The organism is Synoicihabitans lomoniglobus (assembly GCF_029023725.1).
GTDB lineage: Bacteria > Verrucomicrobiota > Verrucomicrobiia > Opitutales > Opitutaceae > Actomonas > Actomonas lomonigloba.
Window position 1 is genome coordinate 1960832 of the sequence record NZ_CP119075.1, and the last position, 25265, is coordinate 1986096.

At 60.7% G+C, this 25265-nt stretch carries 21 protein-coding genes; 12 read left to right on the forward strand and 9 right to left on the reverse strand.

Features of this window, described 5'->3' with window-relative positions; genetic code table 11:
- Positions 1 to 94: 94 nt before the first annotated feature.
- A complete protein-coding gene (locus PXH66_RS07650; RefSeq protein ID WP_330928884.1) occupies positions 95 to 1012 on the forward strand; it encodes a ThuA domain-containing protein in 918 nt (305 codons plus the stop codon).
- Positions 1013 to 1029: 17 nt separating this feature from the next.
- On the opposite strand, the gene PXH66_RS07655 is transcribed toward PXH66_RS07650, so the two are convergent.
- The 4 genes from PXH66_RS07655 to PXH66_RS07670 form a co-directional block, all read right to left on the reverse strand.
- Complete coding sequence (locus PXH66_RS07655) at positions 1030 to 3231, reverse strand: CRTAC1 family protein (RefSeq protein ID WP_330928885.1); 2202 nt, start codon at positions 3229 to 3231, stop codon at positions 1030 to 1032.
- Positions 3232 to 3457: 226 nt separating this feature from the next.
- Positions 3458 to 5320, reverse strand: coding sequence for a cytochrome c biogenesis protein (locus tag PXH66_RS07660; RefSeq protein ID WP_330928886.1), 1863 nt, complete (start codon positions 5318 to 5320; stop codon positions 3458 to 3460).
- Between the two features lie 8 nt (positions 5321 to 5328).
- On the reverse strand, positions 5329 to 6510 hold the full coding sequence (locus tag PXH66_RS07665; RefSeq protein WP_330928887.1) for a cytochrome c biogenesis ResB family protein: 1182 nt from the start codon (positions 6508 to 6510) through the stop codon (positions 5329 to 5331).
- Positions 6511 to 6512: 2 nt separating this feature from the next.
- Positions 6513 to 7079: a hypothetical protein gene (locus PXH66_RS07670; protein ID WP_330928888.1), complete on the reverse strand. Its 567-nt coding sequence runs from the start codon at positions 7077 to 7079 to the stop codon at positions 6513 to 6515.
- A gap of 121 nt (positions 7080 to 7200) precedes the next feature.
- Between PXH66_RS07670 and pxpB the strand changes: the two genes are divergently transcribed.
- The 3 genes from pxpB to pcp are packed head-to-tail and all read left to right on the forward strand — an operon-like array spanning position 7201 to position 10240.
- Positions 7201 to 8877 (forward strand): 5-oxoprolinase subunit PxpB, encoded by a 1677-nt coding sequence (pxpB, locus tag PXH66_RS07675; RefSeq protein WP_330932304.1) that lies wholly within the window; start codon positions 7201 to 7203, stop codon positions 8875 to 8877.
- On the forward strand, positions 8874 to 9623 hold the full coding sequence (locus tag PXH66_RS07680) for a LamB/YcsF family protein (protein WP_330928890.1): 750 nt from the start codon (positions 8874 to 8876) through the stop codon (positions 9621 to 9623). Before pxpB ends, PXH66_RS07680 begins: the two co-directional genes overlap by 4 nt.
- The gene (gene pcp, locus PXH66_RS07685; protein WP_330928891.1) at positions 9620 to 10240 is read left to right on the forward strand and encodes a pyroglutamyl-peptidase I; all 621 of its coding nucleotides are present in this window, start codon (positions 9620 to 9622) and stop codon (positions 10238 to 10240) included. The genes PXH66_RS07680 and pcp overlap by 4 nt, the downstream gene beginning before the upstream one ends.
- 4 nt (positions 10241 to 10244) lie before the next feature.
- Here the strand turns inward: pcp and PXH66_RS07690 are convergent, their stop codons facing one another.
- The 3 genes from PXH66_RS07690 to PXH66_RS07700 all read right to left on the reverse strand — a co-directional run bounded on the left by PXH66_RS07690 (position 10245) and on the right by PXH66_RS07700 (position 12824).
- Positions 10245 to 10742: a S24/S26 family peptidase gene (locus PXH66_RS07690; RefSeq protein ID WP_330928892.1), complete on the reverse strand. Its 498-nt coding sequence runs from the start codon at positions 10740 to 10742 to the stop codon at positions 10245 to 10247.
- 84 nt (positions 10743 to 10826) lie between these two features.
- On the reverse strand, positions 10827 to 11675 hold the full coding sequence (gene lgt, locus PXH66_RS07695) for a prolipoprotein diacylglyceryl transferase (RefSeq protein WP_330928893.1): 849 nt from the start codon (positions 11673 to 11675) through the stop codon (positions 10827 to 10829).
- An 18-nt stretch (positions 11676 to 11693) separates the two neighbouring features.
- A complete protein-coding gene (locus tag PXH66_RS07700) occupies positions 11694 to 12824 on the reverse strand; it encodes a hemolysin family protein (RefSeq protein ID WP_330928894.1) in 1131 nt (376 codons plus the stop codon).
- Between the two features lie 107 nt (positions 12825 to 12931).
- On the opposite strand from PXH66_RS07700, the gene gcvT reads away from it, so the two are divergent.
- The 6 genes from gcvT (at position 12932) to PXH66_RS07730 (ending at position 20466) form a co-directional block, all read left to right on the forward strand.
- Positions 12932 to 14035: a glycine cleavage system aminomethyltransferase GcvT gene (gene gcvT, locus PXH66_RS07705; RefSeq protein WP_330928895.1), complete on the forward strand. Its 1104-nt coding sequence runs from the start codon at positions 12932 to 12934 to the stop codon at positions 14033 to 14035.
- Positions 14032 to 14415, forward strand: coding sequence for a glycine cleavage system protein GcvH (gene gcvH, locus PXH66_RS07710; protein WP_330928896.1), 384 nt, complete (start codon positions 14032 to 14034; stop codon positions 14413 to 14415). Before gcvT ends, gcvH begins: the two co-directional genes overlap by 4 nt.
- A gap of 93 nt (positions 14416 to 14508) precedes the next feature.
- Positions 14509 to 15639: an efflux RND transporter periplasmic adaptor subunit gene (locus PXH66_RS07715; protein ID WP_330928897.1), complete on the forward strand. Its 1131-nt coding sequence runs from the start codon at positions 14509 to 14511 to the stop codon at positions 15637 to 15639.
- Positions 15640 to 15665: 26 nt separating this feature from the next.
- A complete protein-coding gene (locus tag PXH66_RS07720) occupies positions 15666 to 18830 on the forward strand; it encodes an efflux RND transporter permease subunit (protein WP_330928898.1) in 3165 nt (1054 codons plus the stop codon).
- 84 nt (positions 18831 to 18914) lie between these two features.
- A complete protein-coding gene (locus PXH66_RS07725) occupies positions 18915 to 19664 on the forward strand; it encodes an immunoglobulin domain-containing protein (protein ID WP_330928899.1) in 750 nt (249 codons plus the stop codon).
- A 34-nt stretch (positions 19665 to 19698) separates the two neighbouring features.
- Positions 19699 to 20466 (forward strand): class I SAM-dependent methyltransferase, encoded by a 768-nt coding sequence (locus PXH66_RS07730; protein WP_330928900.1) that lies wholly within the window; start codon positions 19699 to 19701, stop codon positions 20464 to 20466.
- Between the two features lie 46 nt (positions 20467 to 20512).
- Here PXH66_RS07730 and PXH66_RS07735 read toward each other — a convergent pair whose 3' ends face one another.
- Positions 20513 to 21364, reverse strand: a complete 852-nt coding sequence (locus tag PXH66_RS07735) for a hypothetical protein (RefSeq protein WP_330928901.1) — start codon at positions 21362 to 21364, stop codon at positions 20513 to 20515.
- A 145-nt stretch (positions 21365 to 21509) separates the two neighbouring features.
- Here PXH66_RS07735 and PXH66_RS07740 point away from each other — a divergent pair, with 145 nt between their 5' ends.
- Both PXH66_RS07740 and PXH66_RS07745 read left to right on the forward strand, forming a co-directional pair.
- Positions 21510 to 23624: an endo-1,4-beta-xylanase gene (locus PXH66_RS07740; protein ID WP_330928902.1), complete on the forward strand. Its 2115-nt coding sequence runs from the start codon at positions 21510 to 21512 to the stop codon at positions 23622 to 23624.
- Positions 23621 to 24412 carry a sialate O-acetylesterase gene (locus PXH66_RS07745; RefSeq protein WP_330928903.1) on the forward strand — a complete coding sequence of 264 codons (792 nt, stop codon included), beginning with the start codon at positions 23621 to 23623 and terminating at the stop codon, positions 24410 to 24412. Before PXH66_RS07740 ends, PXH66_RS07745 begins: the two co-directional genes overlap by 4 nt.
- Here the strand turns inward: PXH66_RS07745 and PXH66_RS07750 are convergent.
- Entirely contained in the window at positions 24409 to 25251 is an 843-nt protein-coding gene (locus PXH66_RS07750; RefSeq protein WP_330928904.1) for a hypothetical protein, read from the reverse strand. The two genes, PXH66_RS07745 and PXH66_RS07750, sit on opposite strands and share 4 nt — an antisense overlap.
- Between the last annotated feature and the right edge of the window lie 14 nt (positions 25252 to 25265).

Below are 25265 nucleotides of genomic sequence, written 5' to 3' on the forward strand. Positions count from 1 at the left end.
GCGCAATGCGGCGGCAGGCGGGTGGAATCCACACAACGATGATCTTATTTGGGTCATTGCGGATTCACCAAATGTTTTCAACATCACGCGTTTTATGAAACCCCGTCTTCCCCTCCTCCTTATTGCTCTCACCCTGGCTGTCTTTGGCGCGGCCTCCCTTTCGGCGGAAACGCTCAAGGTGCTCTATTTCACCAAGTCTTCCGGCTACGAACACAGTGTGGTCCGTCGGGGCTCGATGGGCGAACCGAGTCATTCGGAAAACGTCTTGAAGTCGTTGGCGGCTCAGCACGACATCGCGTTCACTTTCAGCAAAGACGGCAGCTTGTTTTCGGAAGACTACCTAAACCAGTTCGACGTGGTGTTTTTCTATACCAGCGGAAACTTGGAGATGGTGGGCTCGGATGGGAACCCGCCCATGAGCGCGGCGGGCAAGTTGGCGTTGTTGTCCTGGGTCGCCAATGGAGGCGGTTTTATGGCCACTCATGCGGGCGGTGATTCCTTTCACACGTATGAGAAATTCAACGGCAATACGCCCAAGGATAAACGCGGATACCGGTATCAGCTGAATGGCGAAGCGTCCGACCCCTACATCAAAATGCTCGGCGGTGAGTTCATCAACCACGGGCCGCAACAAGTGGCGACGGCGCTGGTGACGGATACGGAATTCCCCGGGATGGGCCCAGCGGGCGAAGCGATTCACGTAATGGAAGAGTGGTATTCACTCAAAGAGTTTTCCCCGATCAATCACGTGGTGCTCGTGATGCAAACGGCGGGCATGGAAGGCAGTGATTATCAGCGGCCGGACTATCCGCTTTCCTGGGCCAAGCCTTACGGCGAAGGCCGGGTTTGGTATAGCGGCATGGGCCATCGCGAGGACGTTTGGGAGGCGGAGTATTTCCAATCCATTCTCGTGGGAGCCATGGAATGGACGGGCGGTCGCACGGACGCGAACATCACGCCGAATCTGCTCGAAGCGGCTCCCGGCGCGCTGACCCTGCCGCCCGCCCGTTGAGGCGCGACCACGATCGACTAGTGGTGATGCATGTGCGCCGCCGCTGCGTCACCGGTGGGCCAAGGAAATGATCCCCGGGAGACTTCACGCGGGGTGCCACTGCCTTCGCGAATCACGAATTCCTGGTCCAACGCCAGACCTGTAAAGACCTGCGTCTTGCCGGTGGTGGGCCAGAAAATCTCCACGCGTTTGACGGCGGTGGCATCGCCCAGCCCGATTTCCTGGCGGAACGATGTCGCCCCGAAACTGCCTCCGCTGCTGACGACACGATGGATGGCGCGTTCGACGGATGGCGTTTGCACGACGACTTTTATTCGGGAGCCAACGCCGGGTCGGTTGGACTGCACGCCCTCGAGTTGCAGTTTGATCCAGTGATTGCCGTGTCCCGGATTGGCGAAAAGTTGGTTGGGGTAGTGGTCGCCCGAAAACGCGCCGCCGACCACCGCATACACGTCCTGAGCACCGTCGTGATTGAGATCGCCGAAAGCGATGGCGTGGCCCTTCTGCAGCTGTCCGAATCCGCCGGAAGTGGTGACATCCTGAAATCCGGTCCCGTCGTGGCCGCGGAACATCCGGTTGGGAATGATCGTGCCGAGGTGAGGATCTCCGGTGCCAACGTAAAAATCGAGCCAGCCGTCGTTGTCGAGATCGCCGAAGTTACCACCCATCATGTGGAGAATCTGGTCGAGCCCCGCTTCGGCGGACGCATCGGTGAAAGTGCCGTCGCCATTGTTGCGATAAAGGCGGGCTCGTTCGCCGGCGGTTTTGGAACCGAGCAGGTCGGCGAGAATGTCACCGGCGTTGCGTATCGAGTATCCGGTGACAAAGAGGTCGAGCCAGCCGTCGTTGTTGTAGTCAAAAAACCAGCACGGGAAGCTTTTCTGCGGGTCGGCCACTCCCGCTGTTTTCGTGACATCGGTAAATATCCAGTCGCTCTTCAAGTCGCCTGGCGAGGCGGGACCGTCATTGCGCAACAGGCGGTTGGGGCCCGTCAGTGAGGAGACGTAGAGGTCGGGGCGGCCGTCGTTGTTGAAATCGCCGCTGGTCACGCCTTTGACCCAGTCGACAATCGCGACACCGCTGGTCGCGGCGATGTCGGTGAAGGTGCCGTCCTGATTGTTGCGAAAGAGTTGGCACGCGTCGAACTCAGGGTCGCCGGGCACGGACTCATTGCCGATGAAAATGTCGAGCCAACCATCGCCGTTGAAATCGAACCATGTCGCGGTTTGCGTGGAATGGCCTTCGAGCAGTCCGGCGGCTTCCGTGACATCGGTGAACGTGTTGTCACCGTTGTTGCGCAGGAGGGAATTGGGGAAGCGGCCGTCTTTGGCGAGCCAGGCTCCGCGGAGCACGAGCACATCCATGAAGCCGTCATTGTCGATGTCGCCATGGATCATGTTGAGACCACCGAAAAGCCCGGTCAGGCCCGCGGTGTCGGTGAGTTCAGTGAACGAGCCGTCGCCGTTGTTGTGAAAGTAACGCAGCTGACCGTCGAAGCCCCACGCGGAGACCATGAGGTCAAGCCACCCATCCCGGTCAAAATCCTCCATCACGAGCCCACCAGAGAGGTCGTCCACGGCGAGGCCGAGCGAACCGGCGATATCTGGGAAACGTTTGATATCGTAGTCGGAGGCAAACACGCGTTCGGGGATAGCCCACCGGGAAGGCACGTTTTGCGGATATTCGCCCACGGTCATGTGCGCGATGTTGAGCAACCAAGCGGAGTAGGGGCTCGGCGCCATGTTGAGGATTTGGTTCAGCGTGCTGATGGCGGCGCGCGATCCGGCCTGATCCTGATGGATGCCACCGCCTTGAAGCGGGAGCAGGCAGGAGTCGGCGTTGTGGTGGAGGAGGCAGTTCGTTTGCTCCCCAATCCGCAATTCCGTGAGCGCTTTGAGCTCGAGGAGTTGGATGATTTGTTCGCGGGGAAGCGACACTCCGGAGCGACCGATCATACTGCCGAACTCCTCGATTTGAGCGAGAGCGGCTTCGGACTGGCCGTCATTGAGTAAAGCTTGCGCATAAGGCATCATCAACGGAAAGCGGTCCCGATCGGAGACGGCCTCGGCGAGCTGTTTTTCCAGCAGGGGCACGGCGATGTGGGGGAAAAACTGGGTCGTCGCACCGTCGAGTTGGATGTCAAGATTGGCGAGCCGCTCCACCATGCGCCGAGTGCTTTCCGGTTGGGCCGCGCTCAGGGTGAGGCATCCGGTGATCATGGCCGCTAGGCACCAATCACGTATCCGGCGTGGGGTGTTCACACGAAACGAGGGTAATGAGGAGAAATGAGGAAACATGAAAATGGGGTGACGACGGCACGTGAATCCTTGCCGTAATCGCACGGCGGGAGCGCGAAGTCTTCAGCGAATCCGCGGACGGACGCCGCGCAAGTCTCGTTCCCATATTGCGCGGCGCGGGCTGACGCCCGTTGAGCAATTTCAGCTGTCAGCCGCGGGCCAACCGGTCGGCACTGCGCCACTTGGCGGCGGGCACGTAGGCGACCGCGATCAATACGAGCTGGCTGAGGACAAAGGCGACGAGTGACCAGAAAGCCGCATCCATGAAGCCGTAGCTGTGCAAGCCTACACCGAGCATGTTGGTGCCAAACCAACTCCAACTCGTCACGATGTTACCAAAAACGGCCAGCGCCATGATGCCGCGCGTGCGGGCGATGCCTCCCCAGCGCGCGTGGAGCACGATGGCGTTCCAAATCACGATGAGCAGCGCGCCGTTCTCCTTGGGGTCCCAGCCCCAAAAACGGCCCCAGGACTGATCGGCCCAGATGCCGCCGAGAATGGTGCCGACCAGGCTGAACAAAGTCGCGAAACAAACGATGCCGTAGACCATGCGGGAGAGCGCGTCGGCGGTGGCTTTGTCCAATGATTTGGTGAAGACGCCGCGCACCACATAGATTAACGCCAGGAACCCGGCGAGGAAGGTCGCGGAGTAACCGATGGTGATAATGATGACATGCGTCGCCAACCAGAAGTTGGAATCGAGCACCGCCCGCATCATCTCGAGGGTGTCGCCTTGCAGCGACAAGTGATGAGCGATGAGCAACGTGCCGAAACCGATCAACCCGCCGGCCGTCGTGCCGATGCCGTTGCGATAGATGCGCTCCAATATAAGGCAGAGTCCGACGGCCCCCCAGCCGACAAAGAGGGCGGAGGAGTAGAGGTTGGTGACGGGGGGGCGGCCTTCGAGCCACATGCGGATCGCGATGCCAATCGTGGTGGCCACCCACGCCAGCGCCACGAGTTGCGCGCCGTATTTTTGCAGCGGCCGGGTCCAAACCAACCACGAGATGATGGCCATCAGGAATGCCACGACGTAGAGCACGGAGCTACGGTAGAAGGGTTCGGCTTGGTTGAACGTCGCTTCGATGCTGGTCTTCCTTAGACGATCGCCGAAGTCACCCTGCAACTGAGCGGAGTAAAGTTCCACGAGCTTGTTGAACGTCTCCGCATCTTGGTCCCGCCAGGCTTGGCCCATGGCGGCGTAGGTGAGGGCGTAAGGATTGACCATTCCGGTCTGGAACGCACCGAGCAAAGCGCGTCCGGTTTTTTGCCACGCTAGGTCAGACTTGTCTTCACCGAGAGGAGGCAGCGGCAACATCGCGGCGTATTGATCGAGTTGCATGAACGCCTGACCGGCGTCGATCATGCGGTTGGCCAAGGCATCGTCATGGTCGGCATCGGAGGAGCGTGCACGGACGGCCTCGACGCCGGCCGGCAGTTCGTCCTGGAGCTGTTGAAGTTGACTCAAAAAATTGCGCCCGTCTGGCACCACCAAGCTGTGCTTGAGCTGTTGGTAGGCGATGATGCGGTTGCGGGTCTGCAATACCGCCCGCTGAAAGACATCGCGGGCGGGAGCTTCGATGCCTTGGGCCATGGTGGCCTGCCGATCGAGTTCCTCCAGGTGGTCCGCCATTTGATTGTAAGAGAACCGCTTCTTGCCGTCGCCGTCCTCGGGCGTCAAACCGAGCACATCGAGCACGCCCGGATGCACGATTTCAAAGTGACGGTAGTCGTCGGCGAGTTCGGCGCGGTAGAAAACGTCGAGTAGCCACTCGGTGGGCGTGCGTTTGATTTCGGTCGGAGCTTCGGTCTTGAAGCGCTGCCGTCCTTGCAGCGTCAACAAGTGCGTCCGGGCCACTGTATCCATGGGTTTGATGCGGCCGTCGGCGACGACCGGCAGTCGGGCAAAGCCATCGAGATCAAATCCCGCGTCCGAAGATTCCGGGCGCAGTCCGGCCAGAAGATAGAGAATACCGGCCGCGAGCACGGAGATGGAATATATGCGTATCATGGCGGAGATCAGGCGGCGGAGTTGTTCCGGCGGCGGGTGAAACGCAGCAGGTGAAAGCCGAATTGCCAGGTGAGGCCGATGCTCATGAGGATGCAGGCGATGTAGGGCAGGGCGCGGCCGGGGTTGTGGACGACTTGCAACACGCTGAAGCCGTTGGCGCTGTCCATCTGGTATTGGTAAAACGTGAATCCCTGATGCCGCAGCGGCTGATTCATGTAGATGAGCGATTCGCGATCTTCGGTGCCGTCGGCGGACTGCAAGCGCACGCGGGAGGAGAAATTCTTGGGGATTTGGGTGCCCACATAAACGTCGTGCTTCAGCTCGAGCAGGGTGAGCGAGAACGGCTTGTATTCGCGTTCGAAGCGAAAGCCCACGCTCCACGTGCGACCGGCGTAGTCGAAGGTTTGGGGCTGCACCAACATCGGCGATACCAGCCAGATGCCGAGCGAGCCTTCGGCGCCTTCGAGTTCGATCAACGCGACAGGTAAGTTGCGCTCGTTGTCCTTGTAGGTGAGCGGGGCGGGAAACAAGCCGAGGCGCGGTCCCATGCCGGCGGTGGACGGGTTCGGAGCGAGGTTGGCCGTTTCGGCTCCGGCGGGCAACTGGTTGAGCATCGCCAGATTGGCATTCGGATAGTAACCGCGGACGATCACGCGGAAGGGCAATTTGGCGTGCTGGATGGGATTAGCCGCAGCGATCAACGATTCCGGGATGGCGGTGACATCGTCGAAATCGGCGTCCGTTTGGTCGATGATGACCACCTCGTTACGGCGAAAACTCTCCGAATAATTGCGCGTCTGGCCTTCCTCCAGCTTGAGCGAGTAATCTTCCTGCAGCAGTCCGCTGACCAGTTCGCCCACGAGCAACACGATGAGCCCGAAATGGGTGAGCTGGATGCCGGCTTTCTTCCACGTGAACTGGAACCGATGCACGTGCGCGGCGACGAGGTTGATCATGAGGAACCCACCAATCAGGTAGCCGCCTGGAAAAACCGGCAGGGGAATTTCCGTGTTGGGAATACGGGCGAGCACAAAAAACGTCCGGAAATACTGCTCCTGCACGCCGTAGACGCCGAGCTGCACCTGCGCCAACGTGGCGACAAAGATCAGCACCATCGACATCACCAGCAGGACCACCGTGAGGCGGAGTGAACAAAAGAAGCGGGAAAACGCGGCGATCAGGTCAGACATGGTCAGGGCGAGGCAGGGGTCACGGATTGAACGAAGGCCCGGAACGCCGCAGCCTCATTTTCCACAATGTTCGCCGGCCCCATGAGCTTGAAGAACCACGACTCTCCACCGTGGTGCAGGATCGCTCCCATGATGCGGGTGGGGGCGCCATCGACGGAACCGGAGTAGTCAACGAAATCGGCGTGAAACGTCGGTGTGTCCACATGTTCCACCGTGGCCTGGGCATCGGCGGCGGAAAGCTCAGCCAAGCCGATTTGTTTGCGCCAACGGTTGAGATTCGGGGCCAGGCCACCGGCATCCCCCGGAAATGCAATCACGGAGAGATCCGCAGTGGCGTCGCCTTCTCCGGGGAGCGTAAAGCTACCCCGACGCATGCCGCTGGCCGGTAGTTCCTGCCAATGGCTGGGCGCGGTCCAGGACAGGGCGGAGGCTCCGGCAGTCGCGGCCGACGCGCCAGCCAACGTGGGCGGGGTCTCTTTGGGAACTCGGTAGGTGCGCACCTCGTCTTTGGCGCAGCCCACCAAAGTGAGTGCGACCAAGGCGATCAAACTGGGTAGCCGGGAGGACATCCCGCCACGTATCCCTCCAAGTGAAGCCAACTTCAACTTTATCCTGTCAAGTATCAGGCAAACCGCAGTGTCCGATTACCGAGGCTTGTGTCGGGGCAACGTCCTCGAATCATGGGCGGTCATGACGATCAAGGTCTTGGGAGACACCGCGCTACTCGTAGAGGCACCGCCCCTGGCTGCGCCCGCCGCGGCGGCGTGGGTGCGACGGGCGACGGCGGCAATTCGGGCCGAGAATTGGCCGGAGGTGGTAGAGGTGGTTCCAGCCCTCACCGGTCTCGCCCTCCATTTTCGCTCCACCACGGAAAACGCCGAGTTGGATAAACGCGTGCATCAGCACCTCGAGTCCTGTTTCGCCACCGAATCCGCCACGCCGTTACCGGCCGCACGAGAAGTCGAATTGCCCGTCTGCTACGAAGGCAAATACGGGCCCGACCTGCCGCTGGTGGGCGAGCAAGCGAGACTTAGCCCCACTGCCATGGCGGCCGCGCACGCCGCGGGCACCTATACCGTGCAGGCGATCGGTTTCTCGCCGGGGTTTCCGTATCTGATGGGTTTGGATCCGAAATTAGCGTGTCCCCGGCGCGCCACTCCCCGCACCTCGGTGCCCGCCGGCAGTGTGGGCATCGGTGGCAATCAAACCGGCGTTTATCCTCATGCCTCGCCGGGTGGTTGGAATATCATCGGGCGCACGCCGGAACCCTTGTTTGATCCGCGGGCCGACGACCCCTGCCGTCTGCGCGCCGGAGATCAATTGAAGTTCCGGGCCATATCGGCGGTCGAGTTTGAGCGCCACGCCTCCGCGCTGTCCCGACGAGACGCCGGGGCGGACCCAGCGACCGAGTCACCGGCGGCGATCGAGGTGCTGCTCGCGGGCGTGCAAACCACGGTGCAGGACCGGGGGCGCCCCGGTTTTCAGTCCCTGGGGGTGACCGAAGGCGGCGCGGTCGATCGACGTGCATTGCGACTGGCCAATGCCTTGGTGGGCAACGCCCCCGATGCGGCGGTGCTGGAGTGGCCCTTGCGCGGCCCCCAATTGTTTTTTCGCGATCGCCGACTCGTGGCGGTGACCGGTGCGATCGCGGTGGGCGTGCCGTTCTGCCGCCCCTTTATCGTCGATGCCGGCGAGGTGTTGGACCTTTCCCAGGTGCCTACGGGATGCCGGGGAATCGTAGCCATCAGCGGCGGGGTGGAGGTGCCGGTGGTGATGGGGTCGCGGTCAACGCATTTGAACGGGCAATTCGGGGGCTTCCGCGGCCGTGCCCTGCGCAAAGGCGACGTCCTCGCGTTAGGGGCCACCCGCGTCGTGGGCGCCAAACCGGGATGGATGGTCTCGCCCAGTTTGTCGCGTCCCGTGACCGGCGATGTCGCCAAGGTTCGCGTGGTGCGCGGCCCGGAGGAGGATCTCTTCGATACCCGCAACTGGGAACGTTTGGTCGACGGAACCTACGTTGTGAGTGCCCATTCCGACCGGATGGGCATGCGCTTGGACGGCCCGCAGGTGCGCGCCCACACCGCGACCGAATTGACTTCCGGACCGGTGGCGGCGGGCACGGTGCAAATGCCGCCGGACGGTCAACCCATCGTGCTGTTGGCCGATCGCCAATCGCTGGGCGGCTACCCGCGCATCGCGGGCGTCATCACCGTCGACCTTCCCGTCGTGGCGCAAGTGCCGCCCGGCAGCGCTCTGCAATTCACGGAAGTCTCCCTGGCGGAAGCGGAGGACCTGCGACTGCAAGAGGAACGCGATTTCAAACGTTTTGAGTCCACCGTGGCCTCTCATTTCGTGCTGCGATCATGAAGTCGGTGGATTTGAACTGCGATGTCGGGGAGGGCGTCGGATTGGAGCCCACGCTGCTACCGTGGGTGAGTTCGGCCAACATCGCCTGCGGCGCGCACGCGGGGGATACCGCCACGATGGCGGCGACGATAAAATTGGCCCGGGAACTGGACGTGCAGGTGGGCGCGCATCCGGGATTTGCCGATCGCGAGCATTTCGGGCGGAGGGAAATTTCGCTCTCCGAATCCGGTATTGAGTATCTTGTTACCAGTCAACTTGAGGCCCTGGCGGCGCAGGGTGAGTTCAGTTATGTGAAACCTCACGGAGCGCTCTACAATATGGCCGCCCGGGATCGCGCCGTGGCCGATGCCGTGGTCCGGGCGGTGCGGCAGTTCGATGCCGATCTTTGGCTATTGGGTCTGGCCGGCAGCTGCTTGATCGCGGCGGGACTGGCGGCGGGTTTATCGGTGGCCCGAGAGGTGTTCGCCGACCGCGGTTATGACGAGGCGGGACGCCTGATTACGCGTGGCGAACCGGGCGCGATGATCACCGACGAAGGCGCAGCGGTTACACAGGTTTTAGCCATGGTGAGTGAAGGCCGGGTGCGCAGTCGGACGGGAACCTGGGTCGACCTGCAGGCCGACTCGGTTTGTTTGCACGGCGACCAGCCCGCCGCGGTGTCCTTTGCGCGGAAATTGAATCGAGCGCTGGCCGACGCGGGGGTGTCGATTCGACCGTTCACGTCGCGATGGGAGAACACATCATGAAACGATCCGTTTTGGTCACGGGATTCGAGCCTTTCGGCGGAGCGAAAACCAATCCGTCAGCGGATTTGGTGGCGGCGCTGCAGGGGCAGACGATTCGCGGGCGAGTGATCGCGTCCGCCACCTTGCCCGTCGAGTTCGGGACGTCGCGCCGCATGCTGGCGCGGGCGTTGCGCGAGGTGCAACCGGAGTTGGTGATTTGCTTTGGTTTGGCGGGGAATCGGACCGCGTTCTCGCTGGAACGCATCGCCGTTAATATCGACGACGCCCGGATCCCCGACAATGCCGGTCAGCAGCCGGTGGATACGCCGATTTTGCAGCGCGGCCCGGCGGCGTATTGGTCCACGTTGCCGGTGAAAGCGATGGCGAAGGCGTTGCGCGATGCCGATATTCCCGCGGAGGTTTCGCAGACTGCGGGCACGTATGTGTGCAACCACGTTTTCTATGGCTTAATGAGCCTGCTCCGACGACGTCCGGGTGTAAGAGGCGGTTTCATTCACGTGCCGCTCCCGCGTGCCGCGTTCGATTTGCCTCGGATGATTCGGGCCGCGGAAATCGTCATCGATACCGCACTGCGCACGAAGCGCGACCTCCGGGTGCCGGGTGGGGCGGTATCGTAGCTGGCTATCGTGCAGATGCGACTGCGGTGGTATTGATCGGTTGGTAAGCCTCGATCACGACACCGAACAAATTGCGGGACGTCACACCTTCGTCGTCATGCGCCCGGTTGTTTAATCCCGCGACGCGCCAGCCGGTTTTACATTTCGCCACCAGGACGTGGGCGACTGGGCGGCTGTCCGAGTTATAATACACGACCGTTTGACCGCGTTTCAGGTCGTCGAACTTGCTCGGTGCGATCACCAACACGGTGCCGGGTTGGTAAAGGGGCTGCATGGACTGACCGTTACCGCGCAACGTCGTGCCCTTGACCGCTTTGGCGGCGGCTTCCGCGACCGACCACACGATGTTCTCCGGTATCAACTTCGGAGCTGGCGTCTCGGCCACGTAGATTCCGCGAACCCACTTTACCGGTTTGACGGATGCGGAGTGACTCGCGGTGGCGGCAGAAGATGCGAATACCGCGAGAGCGATACAGGTGAAAATCTTCTGCGATAACGACACGGCAAAAGTTATTCAGCACCGGCGGTGCCGTGCCCACTTCTAAACCCTAGGGTTCATCTCGGGTGGAGCTTTGGGGGAGATTGCCTAGTTGGCTCCGGCCGCAGCGCGTCGATTGCCGCTCCAACGGATGATCGCCACGCCCACCATGATGAAAAACAGCGAATAGAACGTGCCCCGCGACAATCCGAGGATCAGGCTGGCATCGGGTTCGCGGAACATCTCCGCGACGCTGCGGGCCAGCGCATAGCCGATGAGAAATTCGCCGGTAATGCGACCAGGCGTCACCAAGGCAGCGGTGGTGCGCCAGTAGCGCCACGCCATGTAGCCAAACAACATCAACCCCTCGAGTCCGGCTTCATAGAGCTGGGAAGGATGGCGGGGGGCGATATCGTTGACCGGGGTTCCGGGCGCGGCGCTAGCCGGGAAAATCACCGCCCAGGAGACGGTGGAGACTTTGCCCCAGAGCTCACCGTTGATGAAGTTGGCGATGCGCACCAGGAACAGTCCGGGCGGAGCCGCCGTCACTACGGCATCGGTCAAATTCCAAAATGGAATGCGGTGCTTGCGGGCGAACCACCACAAGGCACCCGCGACTCCGGCGAACCCGCCGTGGGAGGCCATCCCGCCGGTCCACACCTGCACCAATTGCAGCGGATCGCGGAAAAAGACCGCAGGCTCGTAGAGCACGAAATAGCCGAGGCGACCGCCGATCAGCGTGCCGATGATGAGCGCCGTCATCAAATCGGCCACCGCGCCCGGAGGCATCTGCAGCCGGCGAAGCTTGGCGGCATGATGGATGATCCAGGCGCCGAGGACGAAACCGAGCAGGTAACCCAATCCGTAGTAACGCAGTCCGATCGTATCCGTGAATTGGATCAGGAACGGACTGAGATCGTGGACCCAGTGCGTGGTTTCGGGGGCGAAGTCTTCCATCAATCGGACCGCGAGACGTTACTTTTCCGGAGGGGGAAACGGAGCGACTTTTTCCGACGTCGATCCGGCGGCAGGCCCGGGATTGGCCGACGGCGGAACCATCATGGGAGGAGTCGTGCGTTTGCCGGGCAGCTTGCGCTTGAGGCGAGCCCGGGCGAGTTCCCGCATGTCGACGGCGAGGTCGTCCTTTTCGAAAATTTCGCGGCCGATAAGATATTCCATGACATCCTCCATCGTGATCACGCCGGCGGTGGAGCCAAATTCATCCACCACCATGAGCAGTTGTTGGTGGGTCTTGAGAAACTCCTGCAACGCTTGGGCGGCGGTGGCGGTTTCGGGAATGAAATGGATCTCGTGCATATGCCCGCCGATGAGGTCGTTTTCCAAATCGTTGGCGACGGCCTTGAGCAAATCGCGACGCCGCACCAGGCCGACGACGTCATCGAAGCTGTCGTTGTAAACCGGGATACGCGCGAAGGGGATGTTCGGATACGCGTCGAAAATCTCCCCCACGGTGGCCGTCCGTTTGATCGCGGTGATCACGGTGCGCGGTGTCATGATTTCGCTGACCCGCACGGCGTCGAGGGACAGGGCGTTGGTGATGATGCTGGATTCGCTCTTGGTCAGCGATCCGTCCTGGGCGCCACGTTCGGCGAGCAGGATGATTTCCTCGTCGGAATCGGTTTTCTCCGGAGGGCTGGTGATGACGAGTCGCACGAGCAGATTACACAAATACGTCACCGGTCGCAGCGCATTGCGCATCATTAAGAGCGGATAGACCACGTGCGGTTGCAGTGTGCGGCGGTAGACCACGCCCAAGTTCTTTGGGATGACCTCCGAGAAGAACAAGATTCCCAAGGTCATCAGCGCCGAGACGATGCCCAACGCGGTTTGCCCGAACAACTCGATGGCCAGTCCACCAATCGTGATGGAGCCCAGCGTATTGGCGATGGTGTTGAGGGTGAGGATCGTCGAAATCGTCTCTTCGAGTGCAGACCGCAGTTGCTCGAGGAGGAGGCCGACCTTGGGGCGGGATTTTTTCAGCGACTCCACCTCGGACACGGTCGTGCTCAGAATGAGTGCCTCCATGAGGGAGCACACAAATGAAATGCCGAGAGTAAGGATGATCGCGAGGGCGAACCAGAACATGAGTTGGGTCAGATTAGCGGGATGCCGGCAGGGGAAGACGATGCAAAAATCGTGGCTGGCTGCACCACAGACTTGCCGGAGGGTCGGCGAACGACCTTGGTGATCGCATGTCTGAATTGCAGCGCACGCCGCTCCACGCCTTTCACGTCGCCCATGCCGGACGCATGGTTGACTTCGCCGGTTGGGATATGCCGGTGCAGTATAAGAGCATCATCGAAGAGCACAAAGCCGTGCGCACCACGGCGGGGTTGTTTGATGTGAGCCACATGGGCGAAGTCGACGTGTCCGGCCCGGGAGCGCTGGCGTTTCTCAACCGACTCGTGACGAACGATGTCAGCAAGCTTTACCCGGGTCGCGTGCTCTATTCGCCCATGTGTCAGCCCGATGGCGGGGCAGTTGACGACCTGCTTGTCTACCACCGGGGAGAAGAGGATTATTTGGTCGTCATCAATGCGAGCAACATTGCCAAGGACCTGGCCTGGATGCGCCAACAAGCCGAGGGATTTGACGTCACGATCACCGATCGTTCCGACGACTATGCTTTAATCGCGGTGCAAGGCCCCCGGGCCGAAACGATTTTGCAAAGCCTGACGGGAGCGAAACTCGGTATCCTGCGCTACTATCACTTTCTCGAAGGCACGGTGGCGGGCGTGCAATGCGTGATCAGTCGCACGGGTTACACCGGCGAAGATGGTTTCGAACTTTACCACGCCGCCGCCGATGCTCCGGCGCTGGCTGAGGCGTTGATGACGGCGGGCGAGCCCCACGGCCTGCAGTTGGCGGGATTGGGCGCGCGCGACAGTTTGCGACTGGAGGCCGGGTATCCGCTTTACGGTCACGAATTGGAGCATGATCTCTCGCCCATTGCGGCCGGACTCGGTTGGACGGTGAAATTCAAAAAAGAAGGCGGTTTCACCGGCGATGAAGCACTGGCCGCCGAGAAGTCCGACCCGTCGCGACGTCGGGTGGTGTTTTTTCGCACCGGCGATCGACGCATTGTCCGGGCCGGGGCCGACGTGCTCAACGCCGCCGGCGAGGTCATCGGTCGCGTGCTCTCCGGCACCCTGTCACCGCTGCTCGGCGAGGCCATCGGATCCGCGCTCGTGCCCGCCACGGCGGCCGACCAGGAACTGAGCGTGGATATTCGTGGCACCAAATTCACTTTGCATCTGGTCAAACCACCCTTCGTCGAACTAAAAAAATCTTCATGAGCAACACGCCTGCTGATCGTAAATACGCCAAGTCCCACGAATGGGTTTTCGAAGCCGGTGACGGTGTGGTCGCGGTGGGGATTTCAGACTATGCCCAAGACAGCTTGGGCGACATCACCTACGTGCAATTGCCCAACGTCGGCGACGCGTTGGCCGTGGGAGAAGTGTTCGGCGTCGTCGAGTCCGTCAAAGCGGCCTCCGACCTTTACGCGCCGGTTTCCGGTGAAGTCGTGGCCGTGAACGATGCCCTCGATTCCACGCCCGAAAACGTCAACCAGGACCCTTACGGTGAGGGCTGGATCATGAAGCTCAAACTCGCCGACGCCGCCGATCTTGACGGACTGCTCGACGCCGACGGATACACCGCCGAGAACAGCTGAAAACTCAGCGTTTAACCGTCGGGCACGAATCTTAACGTAAATCGTTCGGACGGTTTGCGTTTAGCGTCGGTTTAAAGCTTCCTCCTTCGAATTATGGGGCCCCTTCACGCACGAGCACTCACCACCATCTTCGGCGCGGCTCTGCTGCTTGGGTCCGGTTGCGCCAAGGATGACGCGAAGGCCCCCCTGACCGGTGCCGGCGCGGGGCGCGCCGATGCCCGCCAAGCGCAAGTCGTGGAGGTTGTGGAGCTTTCCCGGCGGGACCTCGCCGAGACGCTGAGTCTGGTGGGTTCGCTCGCCGCCAATGAATCCGCTCAGATGCGCACCGAAATCGGCGGCATCGTGCGTGGCATCTACTTCGACGAGGGCCAGGAAGTGAAGTCCGGGGACTTGTTGCTCAAGATCGACGACGCCGAGTTGCGGGCTCAAGCCGCCCAAGTCGAGGCCCGCTACAATCTCGCCCAGCTCAATGTGACGCGGAGCGAAAATCTCAGTCAGTCCCGCACCATCCCGCAGTCGGAGGTAGATCGGGCCCGGTCCGAATTCTCCGCGGCCGAGGCGGAGCGGTCGCTGATTCGGCTGCGTTTGGAAAAGACAGAGATTCGCGCCCCGTTCGACGGTGTCGTGGGCTCACGCGATATTTCCCCGGGCGACTACGTGACGCCCACCACGGTGATCACGACGATCAATGATCTGAGCCGTCTGAAAATCACCTTTGAAGTGCCCGAGCGTTTTCTCACCAAGGTGCGCCCCGGCACGTCCGTGCGCGTGACCACCCGGGCGACGACGGCCAACGAGGCCGACCAAGTCCTCGACGGCGAAGTATATTTCGTCAGTTCGACGATTGATCGCGCCGTGCGGGCGTCCGAAGTGAAAGCCTTGCTCCAACACACCGCCCCGGGACTGCGGCCGGGCATGTTTGCGAACATCGCTCTCATTCTGGAACGCAAACCCAATGTGCTGACCGTGCCGGAAGGCGCGATTCTCACCAATGCCAGTGGCATTCAGATTATCACGGTCGACGAAAGTGGTGATGCTCCGGTCGCGGCCTTCGTCACTGTCAAAACCGGCCTTCGCACCAGCGGTTTGGTCGAGATCATGCCGCAAGGTGCCACGCTGGCCGAAGGCACCAAAGTCGTCGCCTCCGGCGTCGGCGCATTGATTTTGTTTCCCGGTGCCCCGCTTGATCCGCGTCCCATCCGGGCGGCCTTTGGCGGCAACTAATTTCCGCAACCCAGCGCTACCCCGCCATGCTCCTCTCTGACGTCTCCATCAAACGGCCGGTGGTCTGCATCGTGCTCGCGGTGTTGATTTTGTTGGTCGGAATCATGGCGTTCAAACGCCTGCCGGTGCGCGAGTATCCGGATATCGAATCCCCGGTCGTCTCGGTCAACGCGAGCTATCCGGGCGCGGCGGCGGAAGTGATTGAAACCCAGATCACCGATCCGCTGGAGGAAGAGTTATCGTCCATCGACGGCGTGCGCATCATGCGCTCAAATTCCAATCCGGGGCGGGGGAGCGTGACCCTGGAATTTGATTTGCGCCGTGACATCAACGAGGCCGCGAACGACGTGCGGGACAAAATCGGTCGCGTGCAGGATCGGTTGCCCGACGAGGTCGAGGCCCCCGACGTCGAGAAAGCGGATTCCGATGCGGATTCCGTGCTGACCATTTCGATGAACTCGGACCGTTTTTCGCGTTTGGAACTCGCGGAGATTGCGGAGCGCGTCGTCGTGCAACGGTTGCAAACGGTGCCCGGCGTATCGCGGGTGCAGTTGCTGGGGCCGCGTTTCGCCATGCGGCTGTGGGTCGATCCGGATCGACTGGCCGCTTATCAACTCACCGTGGGCGACATCGAGCGCGCCCTTCGCCAGCAAAACGTGGATATTCCCAGCGGACGCATCGAGTCGGTAACACGGGAATTTGGCATGCGCCTGGAGGGACGGCTCAACGAAGTTTCGGACTACGAAAACCTCGTCCTCGCGGCGCGCGGGGACTCGCAGGTGAAGTTTTCCGACGTGGGGCGCGTCGAACTCGGTTCCAGCGACTATCGGGTGAAAGGCTATTTCAATGGCCGCACCACGGTCGGAGTTCGCGTCAACAAACAAACTCAGGCCAATCTGTTGCAACTCGCCGGCGAGGTGAAGGCACTACTGCCCGAGATCCGGAAGAATCTGCCCGAGGACGTGAATCTCGAAGTCGCCTACGATACGAGCGTGTTCGTGCAGCGATCGGTCGACGAGGTGTATCTCACGCTCTACATCGCAGGCGTGCTGGTGGTGCTGACGATTTTCGTTTTCCTGCGCGATTGGCGCGCGACAGTGATCCCGCTCGTGGCGATTCCGGTGTCGATCGTTGGCTCGTTCGCCGTGATCCAAGCGATGGGCTTCAGTTTGAATCTGCTGACCATGCTCGCGCTCGTTTTGGCGGTGGGCCTGGTGGTCGATGATGCCATCGTGATGCTGGAGAATATCTACCGCCGCATCGAACAAGGGGAGGCCCCGATTCATGCCTCGATCTTCGGGGCCCGGCAAATGGCGTTTGCGGTGATTTCGACCACGTTGACCTTGATCGCCGTTTTCGTGCCGGTGGCGTTTCAGTCGGGCCGCACGGGACGGTTGTTTTTTGAGTTCGGCATCACGCTGGCCGTGGCGGTTTCGGTCTCGAGTCTCATCGCGCTGACGCTCACGCCCATGTTGTGTTCCCGGCTGCTCGTCGGTCGCAAGGCGTCGGATGGGAAAATGGCGCACGGGCTGTTTTACCGCCTCACGGAGCCCGGCTTCCGCTGGTTGAACGAAGTCTTCGCGCGGATGCTGACGAAAGCGCTGCGTCACAAAGTCATACTCCTCATTGGCATCGCCCTGTTCGCCGCCACCGGACCTTGGTTTTATGCGAATTTGCAACGCGAACTCACGCCCAACGAAGATCGCGGAATTTTTCGCGTCATCATGAATTTCCCCCTGGGCTCGACTCCCGCCTACGCGGAGAGCTATGCGGCCGATTCGGAAGCGGTTCTCCTCAACACCCCCGAGGTGGCGCGAATGTTCCGCCTCACCGGGTTCGGTGGAGGCGGGGCGAGTCGGGGCTTCATGTTCATCATGCTCAAACCGTGGGAGGAACGCGAGCGCACCACCCAGCAAGTCATTGCGGGGTTGAGATCAGAGTTTGGCCAGAATCCCGGCGGCATGATCATCGCGGCGCCCGTGCGTCCGCTCGGCGGGCGGCGCAGCACATCCGGGGGCGTGGAGATGGTGTTGGTCGGCCCGGAATTCGACAAGCTGCAGGAACTGGCGGCCGCGATGTCGGCGCAGCTACGCGGCAGTGACGTCTTGAACCGGCCGCGAATTTCGCCCGAGCCCAACAAACCGCAGCTCAATGTCCGCGTCGATCGGGCCCGGGCCGCGGATATGAATGTGCCGGTGGTCGACGTCGCAACGACCCTGGAGTCGCTCTTCGGCGGTCGACGCGTCACGCGGTTTCGCCGGGGCGCGGATGAGTATGACGTCCTGATCCAGGTGGAGGACAAAGACCGCACGGCCCCCTCGGAGTTGGGCAAAATCTATCTGCGATCAACCACGGGAGCTCTGGTGCAACTGAGCAACCTGGTCGACTACACGGAGGAAATCGTGCCGGAGGCATATCCTCATCTTGATCGGCAGCGTTCGATCTCGATTCAAGCCCAGTTGAACGAAGGTTACACCCAAGGCGACGGAGTGGCCGAGTTGGAGCGATTGGCGGCTGGTGTCCTGCCGGAGAACTACAACTACACGTGGGATGGAGAAACCCGGGAATACGTGGAGAGCTCGTCCGATGCCCTGTTGCTGTTCGGGCTCGCCCTCGTATTCACTTTTCTGATTCTGGCGGCCCAGTTCGAGTCGTGGATTCACCCGATCACCATCTTCAGCGGGGTGGTGCTCGCGCTGACCGGGGGGGTGGGAATTCTCTACCTTTCGCGCTATTGGGGCGCGCCCATGACCGATAACATTTTCTCCCGCTTTGGATTGATCATGTTGATCGGACTGGTGGCCAAGAACGGTATTCTGATTGTCGAGTTCGCCAACCAGCTTCGCATTGAAGGACGGGATGCGGCGCAAGCGGCCTACGAGGCGGCCACGCTCCGTTTTCGGCCGATCCTGATGACCGCGATTTCCACCATCCTCGGCGCATTACCCTTGGCGTTGGCGACCGGGCCCGGCGCCGAAACGCGCAACCCCATGGGCATGGCGATCGTGGGGGGGCTGACCATCGCGACCTTTTTGACGCTCTTTGTGATCCCCGTGATCTACATCATCATGGATCGCATCGTGATGAAGCTCACCGGTAAATCCAGTGCGCACGGTTTGGTGCAGGCCGCCGCGATCGAAAAGGAAGTCTCGACCCACGAATCCCTGGCCGGCGCGAACAACGAGCACTGATACTCGAGGTGAGTCCCGGGTGATTCGGTCGCTGAGCAACTAAACTCGCCCCTGCCACAAAATCGCTCTACTTCTCCCGCCCTGATGGAGTCTCAATCCGTTCATCCCGTTCCTCCGCCGGCAGCACTCTTGCGACGCATGCAAAAATACGGCTCCGATCCGCGGGTCGAACTGAGTTCGGACGAATCGGCTCCGCTGGTGCGTTGTGAAATAGAATCGACGCGGGGACACGCCGTGGTGGAGCTCACCGAGATCGATACCGCTGATGTTACGATCCAATGGATGCAAAACGGAACTCCGCTGCAGGGGCAGGATCAGCCCGTGTTGCACTTGGCGGAACTGTCGCCGGCTGACACCGATATTTACTACGCTATTATTACTGAAAAGTCTCGGCAGCGGCGGTCGCAGTCTCTGTTGCTCGCGGTCTACCCCGGTTATCCGATGCTCGATCACTCCGCACGGGCGTATGTATCCGAAGGCAAAGGCCTGACCAAGGGATTTGTCGTGGCGAAAGCCGTGGGACCGGTGCGGAAAAAGCGATACCTTCTGCGGGTGATTGGACCGTCATTAAAGAAATTCGATATCAGCCGACCATTAATGCGGCCGGTAGTGACGCTGTCCCGACGCAATGTAAGTTGTCAGGGCCTGCTGCAAACCACTGACCCACGGATTCGCGAGTGGGAGCAAAAGGCGGGAGCGTTTAAACTGGATAACCCTGAACAAGAGTTTGTGGCCTCAGCCGAATTACCGCCCGGGAGTTACAGTCTGACGATTCAAGCCGAGGCGGGCGACGAAGGGGAAGTGCTGGTCGAAATCTACGAGTTAAACCTTTGAATCCGCCCGACCGAAGTCCTCCGAAAACCGTTCCATGAATCCACTCCATGACCTCAGCCATTTGACTCCGAACCTGGCCGTGTCGAAGCGCGACGATATGGTGAGTCCAGGGGAGGAGGAGGCGTATTTTGAAATCGGACGTCGCGCTTTGGATTTGGCCATGTTTGCCGGCCGACTCTGCGACAAACCTCATTTTCAAAACATTCTCGATCTTCCCTGTGGCCATGGACGGGTCATGCGGTGGCTGCGGGCGCAGTATGACTATGCGACGATCACGGGGTGTGATCTCGACCGCGATGGCGTTGATTTCTGCGCGCAACAATTCGGTGCTCAGGCGGTATATTCCGAAAGGGATCTGACGTCGCTGCCGTTTCGCGATCAGTTCGATTTTGTTTGGTGCGGGTCTTTGTTAACCCACCTGAATACCGCAGCATGGTTGGCGGCGCTGGACTGCCTCATCCGGTGGACGAGCGATTGCGGCGTGATCATGTTTTCCGTTCAAGGCCGGTTTTTTTCCAGTCTGTTGGCTCGGGGGGAACACGAGTTTTCCGACAACGCGGACATCGAGACTTTACTCCATAATTTCAGTAATACCGGCACGGCATTTGAGCCGTATTTTGAGGATCCTGACCAACAATATGGCCTTTCTTTGGTATCGCCCGAATATCTCACGCGCGTGCTGCAACGTTATCCCAACGTCATCATGCGAGCCTATTTGGAACAAGCGTGGGGCGTGCAGGACGTCGTGATTCTTTATAAGCGGGAAGGCTTCTACGAGCCTCTACTAGGAACGCCCGCGTAGGGAGACGCCGGCATGGGAACGAGCACCACTCCACGCTTGCACGGCATCACGGATACGTGGCGCCCGGCTGGAGGTAGCGCTCGTCGCCGGGTTGGTTGAGTTGCCAATAAGGGATGCGGATGGCGTGCCGGCGCTGCAAAGAGCTGCCGTCCCAGCGTTGCCAGCCGACCATCACGTGGGGGTATTCGCGATCAAAGGTGAGTCGGTCGGTGCCGCGCTCATGGGTGACGGTCACCCGCCAGCCGCGAGGCGTCCGCTCCACGGCGAATGCGGCGGGGGCCCACCGCAGCTGGTCGGCCTTGGAATCGATCACCGATTCCATCAGAGGAGCCTCAAAAAGTGTCACCTTGCCGAAATCGATTTGGCGCAGGCGAAACGGGAGTTCGTCGTAGAGAAGTCCCCCCGACGGAGCGCGAGCGGTTTTGTCCACTTCGCTCATCCCTTCCCAGTAGGTGAAAGCCCGATACCGCCAGCCGTTGCGGGTCAAATTGCCCTGCTTGTAGCTCAAGCCGCAGGAGTCGTTGGTGGTGGAGGCAAATTTAATCAATGCACCGTCGCGTTGCCGCCAGAACGACGAGTGGCCCTGATCGTAACGGTAACTGCCGGTGGGCACGGTGATGACCTGATTGAGTTTAATGACCGGATAGGCTCCGGTGGCGCGCCAATCGTCGGCCTTGACCTGATGATCGGCGGCAAAATCTTCTCGCACGAGGATGTGACGAATCTCGGTTTCGCGCAGCGTGCCATACCGTTTTTCCTTGGCGTCGAACACCACGACCTCTGCGTTACCGTCGCCCCAGAACGCATCGTCTTTAAGCAACTTGCTGGAGAACGGCGCGGCGGACGCGCCGAGAGCAACACAGCACAGGGTTAGAAAACAGGTCCCGAAGTAGCGCATGATCGTAACGCTGACGCCGACGATCCGCCAAGGCAACGCGCACCGTGCGTTTTGGTCTGCACAAGAATTAGACTTGCTCAGCGGTTTGAAGTTTCGAGGGGAGCGCGTTGCCTTGGGAACCCCCCTCAACCTCGTTCGTTTCGCCATGTCCCCATTTCAACGCTGCATCGTTGCCGCTCTATTAACCCTGGCTGCCGCCGCCCCGGCGGTGGCTCAACTGGAACATCGACAGAGCGCGTATACCGTGCAGGTCCAAAACCCGGGCGGCACGCCGCTGGCGGGGGCCACGGTGCGGGTGGAAATGATGAATCCGGCCTTCCGATTTGGCACCGCCATCGTCTTCGGGGAGCTCTACGCCGGTCAGTCGGAATACGACGTAAAGGGAATCGACGCCCTGCAAAACTACTTCAACTCGGTCACGTTCGGAAACTACATGAAGTGGAGTTACATCGAAGGTCGGTCGGATGCGGCCACGTTGAGCACCATCAATGATGTTCACGCGCTCAATGCCTTCGGCAGCGGCGACGACATGCGACTGCGCGGACACGTCACGGTGTGGGGCGCGCAATACCAATTGCCGGCCGACTTGCGGGCAATGACCGATCCGGCGGCGGTGCAGACCCGTATCCGCAACCATGTTACCGATTACCATACGCTGTTCAAAGATGCCGGCGTCGATAATTTCGATCTCTACAACGAGCACTTTCATGAGCGCGAATTCATCATCGAAAAAGCCGTGCCGTCGGGGGGGCTGGCGGATGAGGCCGCGGAGGTGGCGGAGTGGTTCAAGGCCGCCAAGGCCGCCGACCCCGAGGCGGTGCTGTTCATCAATGAATACAATATTCTGAATTTTTGGCAGGAAAACGACAGCGACGTGATCGCCTACAAAACCTTCGTCGATGCGGTGCGCGACGCCGGCGGCCCGGTGGACGGCATCGGACTGCAAGCTCACATGGACCGTCTGACCACGAAAGCCCAAGCGCTGCGTCGGTTCAGTATTCTTTCCGCTCCCATGGCCCCCACGGCCAACCACCCGGAAGGGTTGCCCGGCCTGCGGCTGGAAGTCACCGAGCTCGATATCAATACGCAGGGTTGGACGTCGGCCACACCCGCGCAACAAGCCGAAGTCACGGCCAATGTGCTGGATGCTTCCTTTGAGCATCCGGCGGTGGATGGCGTCACGATCTGGGGCATGCGGGATTCGATCCACTGGCGGGACAACTCCATCCTCTTCGATGATTCCGATCCGGACAATTGGGTGGTCAAACCCAGTGGACAGGCGTGGATCGATCGGGTCAAAGGCACGTGGTGGACCGATATTGGCGGTCTTTCCGGCAGCACCGGCCGCTATACCGGCACGGTTTTCAAAGGAAAGCACCGGATCACGGTCAGCTATTTGGGCGAGACCAAGGAATACATTCGCGACATCACGGCGGATGGAAATCTGACCGTGGAATTCGATGCCGAGCCGATTGATACCTCCGCGAGTTTCCTGAGTAATCTTTCCGTGCGCGCCCCTCTCGACGCCGATCAGACGCTGAGCCTTGGTTTTGTCGTCGATGGCGGCAGCAAGAGCGTTTTAACCCGGGTCGCCGGACCGGCGTTGGCGAGTTTTGGTATCACCAACTTTATGCCCGACCCGCAATTGGAGATCCGTCAGGGCGAAACGGTGATCGCAACCAACAACGATTGGGATGCCGCCACCGTGTCCGCGACCGCGGACGGTCTCGGCGCTTTCACGATGGATCCCGGCAGCAAGGACACCGCCTTGATCGCGGCCGTTTCCGGGCCCAATACCGTCGAAATCAGCGGTGATGCCGCGGGTGTGGTGCTCAGTGAAGTTTACGACACGGCCGCAAGTTCGACCGGTCCGCGCTTGTCCAATGTCTCGGCCCTCAACTTCACCAGCAGCGGCGATAATGTGCTGACTGCGGGCTTTGTGGTCGGCGGTTCGGGCCAAGCCCGGCTGTTGATCCGCGGGGTCGGCCCGACTTTGGCGGAACTCGGGGTGCCCAACACCTTGGTCGACCCCAAAATCACTGTTTTCCAGGGGAGCACCGTGGTCGCCACCAACGACAACTGGGACGGCAGTTTGGCGGGTGTAGCCAGCGAAGTCGGAGCGTTTGCCTTAACTGCCGGAAGCAAAGACGCCGCTTTACTCGCAGTGGTGAACGCAGAAGGCGCGTCCTATACGGTTCAAGTCGTCGGGGCCGACGGCGGCACGGGCCGGGCTCTCATCGAAGTTTACGAAATTCGATGAAAACGCTGCTGACCCTTGCTCTCACCTTGACCGCCGCCTCACTTGCGACCGCGGGCGATACCGCGCCGGCGGACATGCATCTCTTTTTATTGGCCGGCCAGTCGAATATGGCAGGCCGAGGTGAAATTGATCCGACCGACAATGAGGCGTTGGCGAATGTCTTCGTGCTCGACGCCACCGGAGAGTGGGAGCCCGCGATCGAGCCTTATCACTACGACAAGTCATTCGCCGCGGCGGGGTTGGCGCGCTCGTTTGCCGAAGCCTATCTGCGCGACCATCCGGGCACGGTCATCGGCTTTATTCCCACTGCTTGCGGAGGCTCACCGGTGTCGGCCTGGCAGCCGGGAATCTATTTTGAAGCCACGGACAGTCATCCGTGGGATGACGCGGTCGGGCGCCTGTCCATCGCGCGAAAGCACGGCACGCTCAAAGGCGTCTTGTGGCACCAAGGGGAAAGCGACAGTCATCCCGCACTGGCTCCGGCATATCAATCGGCCTTGGTGGATTTGATTCAACGATTTCACACCGATTTGACTGTGGGGAACGTGCCAATAATTCTGGGTCAAATAGGGCGGTTCGAGGGCAAGCCCTGGGGCGAGCCGAACCTGACGATCGATCGCTCGATTCGGGCGGTGGCTCGTGAACAGGCGAGGGTGGGTTTCGTCTCGGCCGAGGGGCTGACGGCAAAGCCGGACGGCATTCACTTTAACACCGCTTCGCTACGCGAGTTCGGCCGTCGCTACTACGTGGAATTTCAACGCGTAGCGTCGACCTCGGACACTCCCTAAATCTCGGCGGTGTCTTTTTTGAAGTCGTCCGCGCAATCGGCGCACATGCCGTGGCTGAAGCGGATCTCGCTGCGGGTCCGGAAATACTCGTCGACCTGCTGCCAGTAACCGTCGTCGTCTCTCACCTTTTTGCACCACGCACAAATCGGGAGCAGGCCGGAGAGGGTTTTAACCTCGGCGAGGGCTTGGCTGAGTTGTTCGTTGCGCTGTTGCAGGTTCGAAATGAGCAAGCCCACGAAGAGCGCGACCATGAAGAAGCTCACTTCCAAGTCCCCCATGATATCGACCGCCACGGCCAGGGAGCCATTGCCCTGAGCGGCCGGGAAGGAGGCAAAACTGATCCGGAAGAGGTGAAATACCGCATGGGCCGCAAACACCGTCGCCGGCGCCGTGTAGGAACGCCAGAAGACCGGAGCGGAGTTGCGCAGGGCACGGTAGGAGAGAAACGCGAGCGTCGCCCAAATGATACCATTGACGACCCGCCGCCAAACGGAGTCGGAATCGGCGAAGTAAAATGCGACCAAGGCCACCGCATGCACCATGACCAGGATCGCGGTGAGCCGACGCGGCACCGTCATTTCGGCATGAATACGAGCGCCCACCAGCAGGATGGCTTGGCCCACGGTAACGAGCAACGTGGGTAAAATTCGATCCACGGCTCCCGGTAGAATGGGACGGGATGCGAAGAGGATATCGGCGACGAGCATCACCCACGCGGCAATCATCCAATAGAGCAGCGATCCGCGATGTTCTCCCCGGCGCCAAGCATCGGTCATCAGCACCGCGATAATGGCGCAAATAATGATGTTGGTGAGGTAGATTATCGTCTCGCGATCCATATCGACTGCAGCGC

What these genes read in the sequence shown, in the direction of transcription:
- PXH66_RS07720 (WP_330928898.1), top strand. Translation starts at nt 15,666, where the DNA reads ATGCTCCTCTCTGACGTCTCCATCAAACGGCCGGTGGTCTGCATCGTG.
- PXH66_RS07655 (WP_330928885.1), bottom strand. Translation starts at nt 3,231, where the DNA reads ATGATCACCGGATGCCTCACCCTGAGCGCGGCCCAACCGGAAAGCACT.
- PXH66_RS07740 (WP_330928902.1), top strand. Translation starts at nt 21,510, where the DNA reads ATGTCCCCATTTCAACGCTGCATCGTTGCCGCTCTATTAACCCTGGCT.
- gcvH (WP_330928896.1), top strand. Translation starts at nt 14,032, where the DNA reads ATGAGCAACACGCCTGCTGATCGTAAATACGCCAAGTCCCACGAATGG.
- PXH66_RS07750 (WP_330928904.1), bottom strand. Translation starts at nt 25,251, where the DNA reads ATGGATCGCGAGACGATAATCTACCTCACCAACATCATTATTTGCGCC.
- gcvT (WP_330928895.1), top strand. Translation starts at nt 12,932, where the DNA reads ATGTCTGAATTGCAGCGCACGCCGCTCCACGCCTTTCACGTCGCCCAT.
- lgt (WP_330928893.1), bottom strand. Translation starts at nt 11,675, where the DNA reads ATGGAAGACTTCGCCCCCGAAACCACGCACTGGGTCCACGATCTCAGT.
- PXH66_RS07725 (WP_330928899.1), top strand. Translation starts at nt 18,915, where the DNA reads ATGGAGTCTCAATCCGTTCATCCCGTTCCTCCGCCGGCAGCACTCTTG.
- PXH66_RS07670 (WP_330928888.1), bottom strand. Translation starts at nt 7,079, where the DNA reads ATGTCCTCCCGGCTACCCAGTTTGATCGCCTTGGTCGCACTCACTTTG.
- PXH66_RS07650 (WP_330928884.1), top strand. Translation starts at nt 95, where the DNA reads ATGAAACCCCGTCTTCCCCTCCTCCTTATTGCTCTCACCCTGGCTGTC.
- PXH66_RS07665 (WP_330928887.1), bottom strand. Translation starts at nt 6,510, where the DNA reads ATGTCTGACCTGATCGCCGCGTTTTCCCGCTTCTTTTGTTCACTCCGC.
- PXH66_RS07735 (WP_330928901.1), bottom strand. Translation starts at nt 21,364, where the DNA reads ATGCGCTACTTCGGGACCTGTTTTCTAACCCTGTGCTGTGTTGCTCTC.
- PXH66_RS07700 (WP_330928894.1), bottom strand. Translation starts at nt 12,824, where the DNA reads ATGTTCTGGTTCGCCCTCGCGATCATCCTTACTCTCGGCATTTCATTT.
- PXH66_RS07745 (WP_330928903.1), top strand. Translation starts at nt 23,621, where the DNA reads ATGAAAACGCTGCTGACCCTTGCTCTCACCTTGACCGCCGCCTCACTT.
- PXH66_RS07660 (WP_330928886.1), bottom strand. Translation starts at nt 5,320, where the DNA reads ATGATACGCATATATTCCATCTCCGTGCTCGCGGCCGGTATTCTCTAT.
- pxpB (WP_330932304.1), top strand. Translation starts at nt 7,201, where the DNA reads ATGACGATCAAGGTCTTGGGAGACACCGCGCTACTCGTAGAGGCACCG.
- pcp (WP_330928891.1), top strand. Translation starts at nt 9,620, where the DNA reads ATGAAACGATCCGTTTTGGTCACGGGATTCGAGCCTTTCGGCGGAGCG.
- PXH66_RS07730 (WP_330928900.1), top strand. Translation starts at nt 19,699, where the DNA reads ATGAATCCACTCCATGACCTCAGCCATTTGACTCCGAACCTGGCCGTG.
- PXH66_RS07715 (WP_330928897.1), top strand. Translation starts at nt 14,509, where the DNA reads ATGGGGCCCCTTCACGCACGAGCACTCACCACCATCTTCGGCGCGGCT.
- PXH66_RS07680 (WP_330928890.1), top strand. Translation starts at nt 8,874, where the DNA reads ATGAAGTCGGTGGATTTGAACTGCGATGTCGGGGAGGGCGTCGGATTG.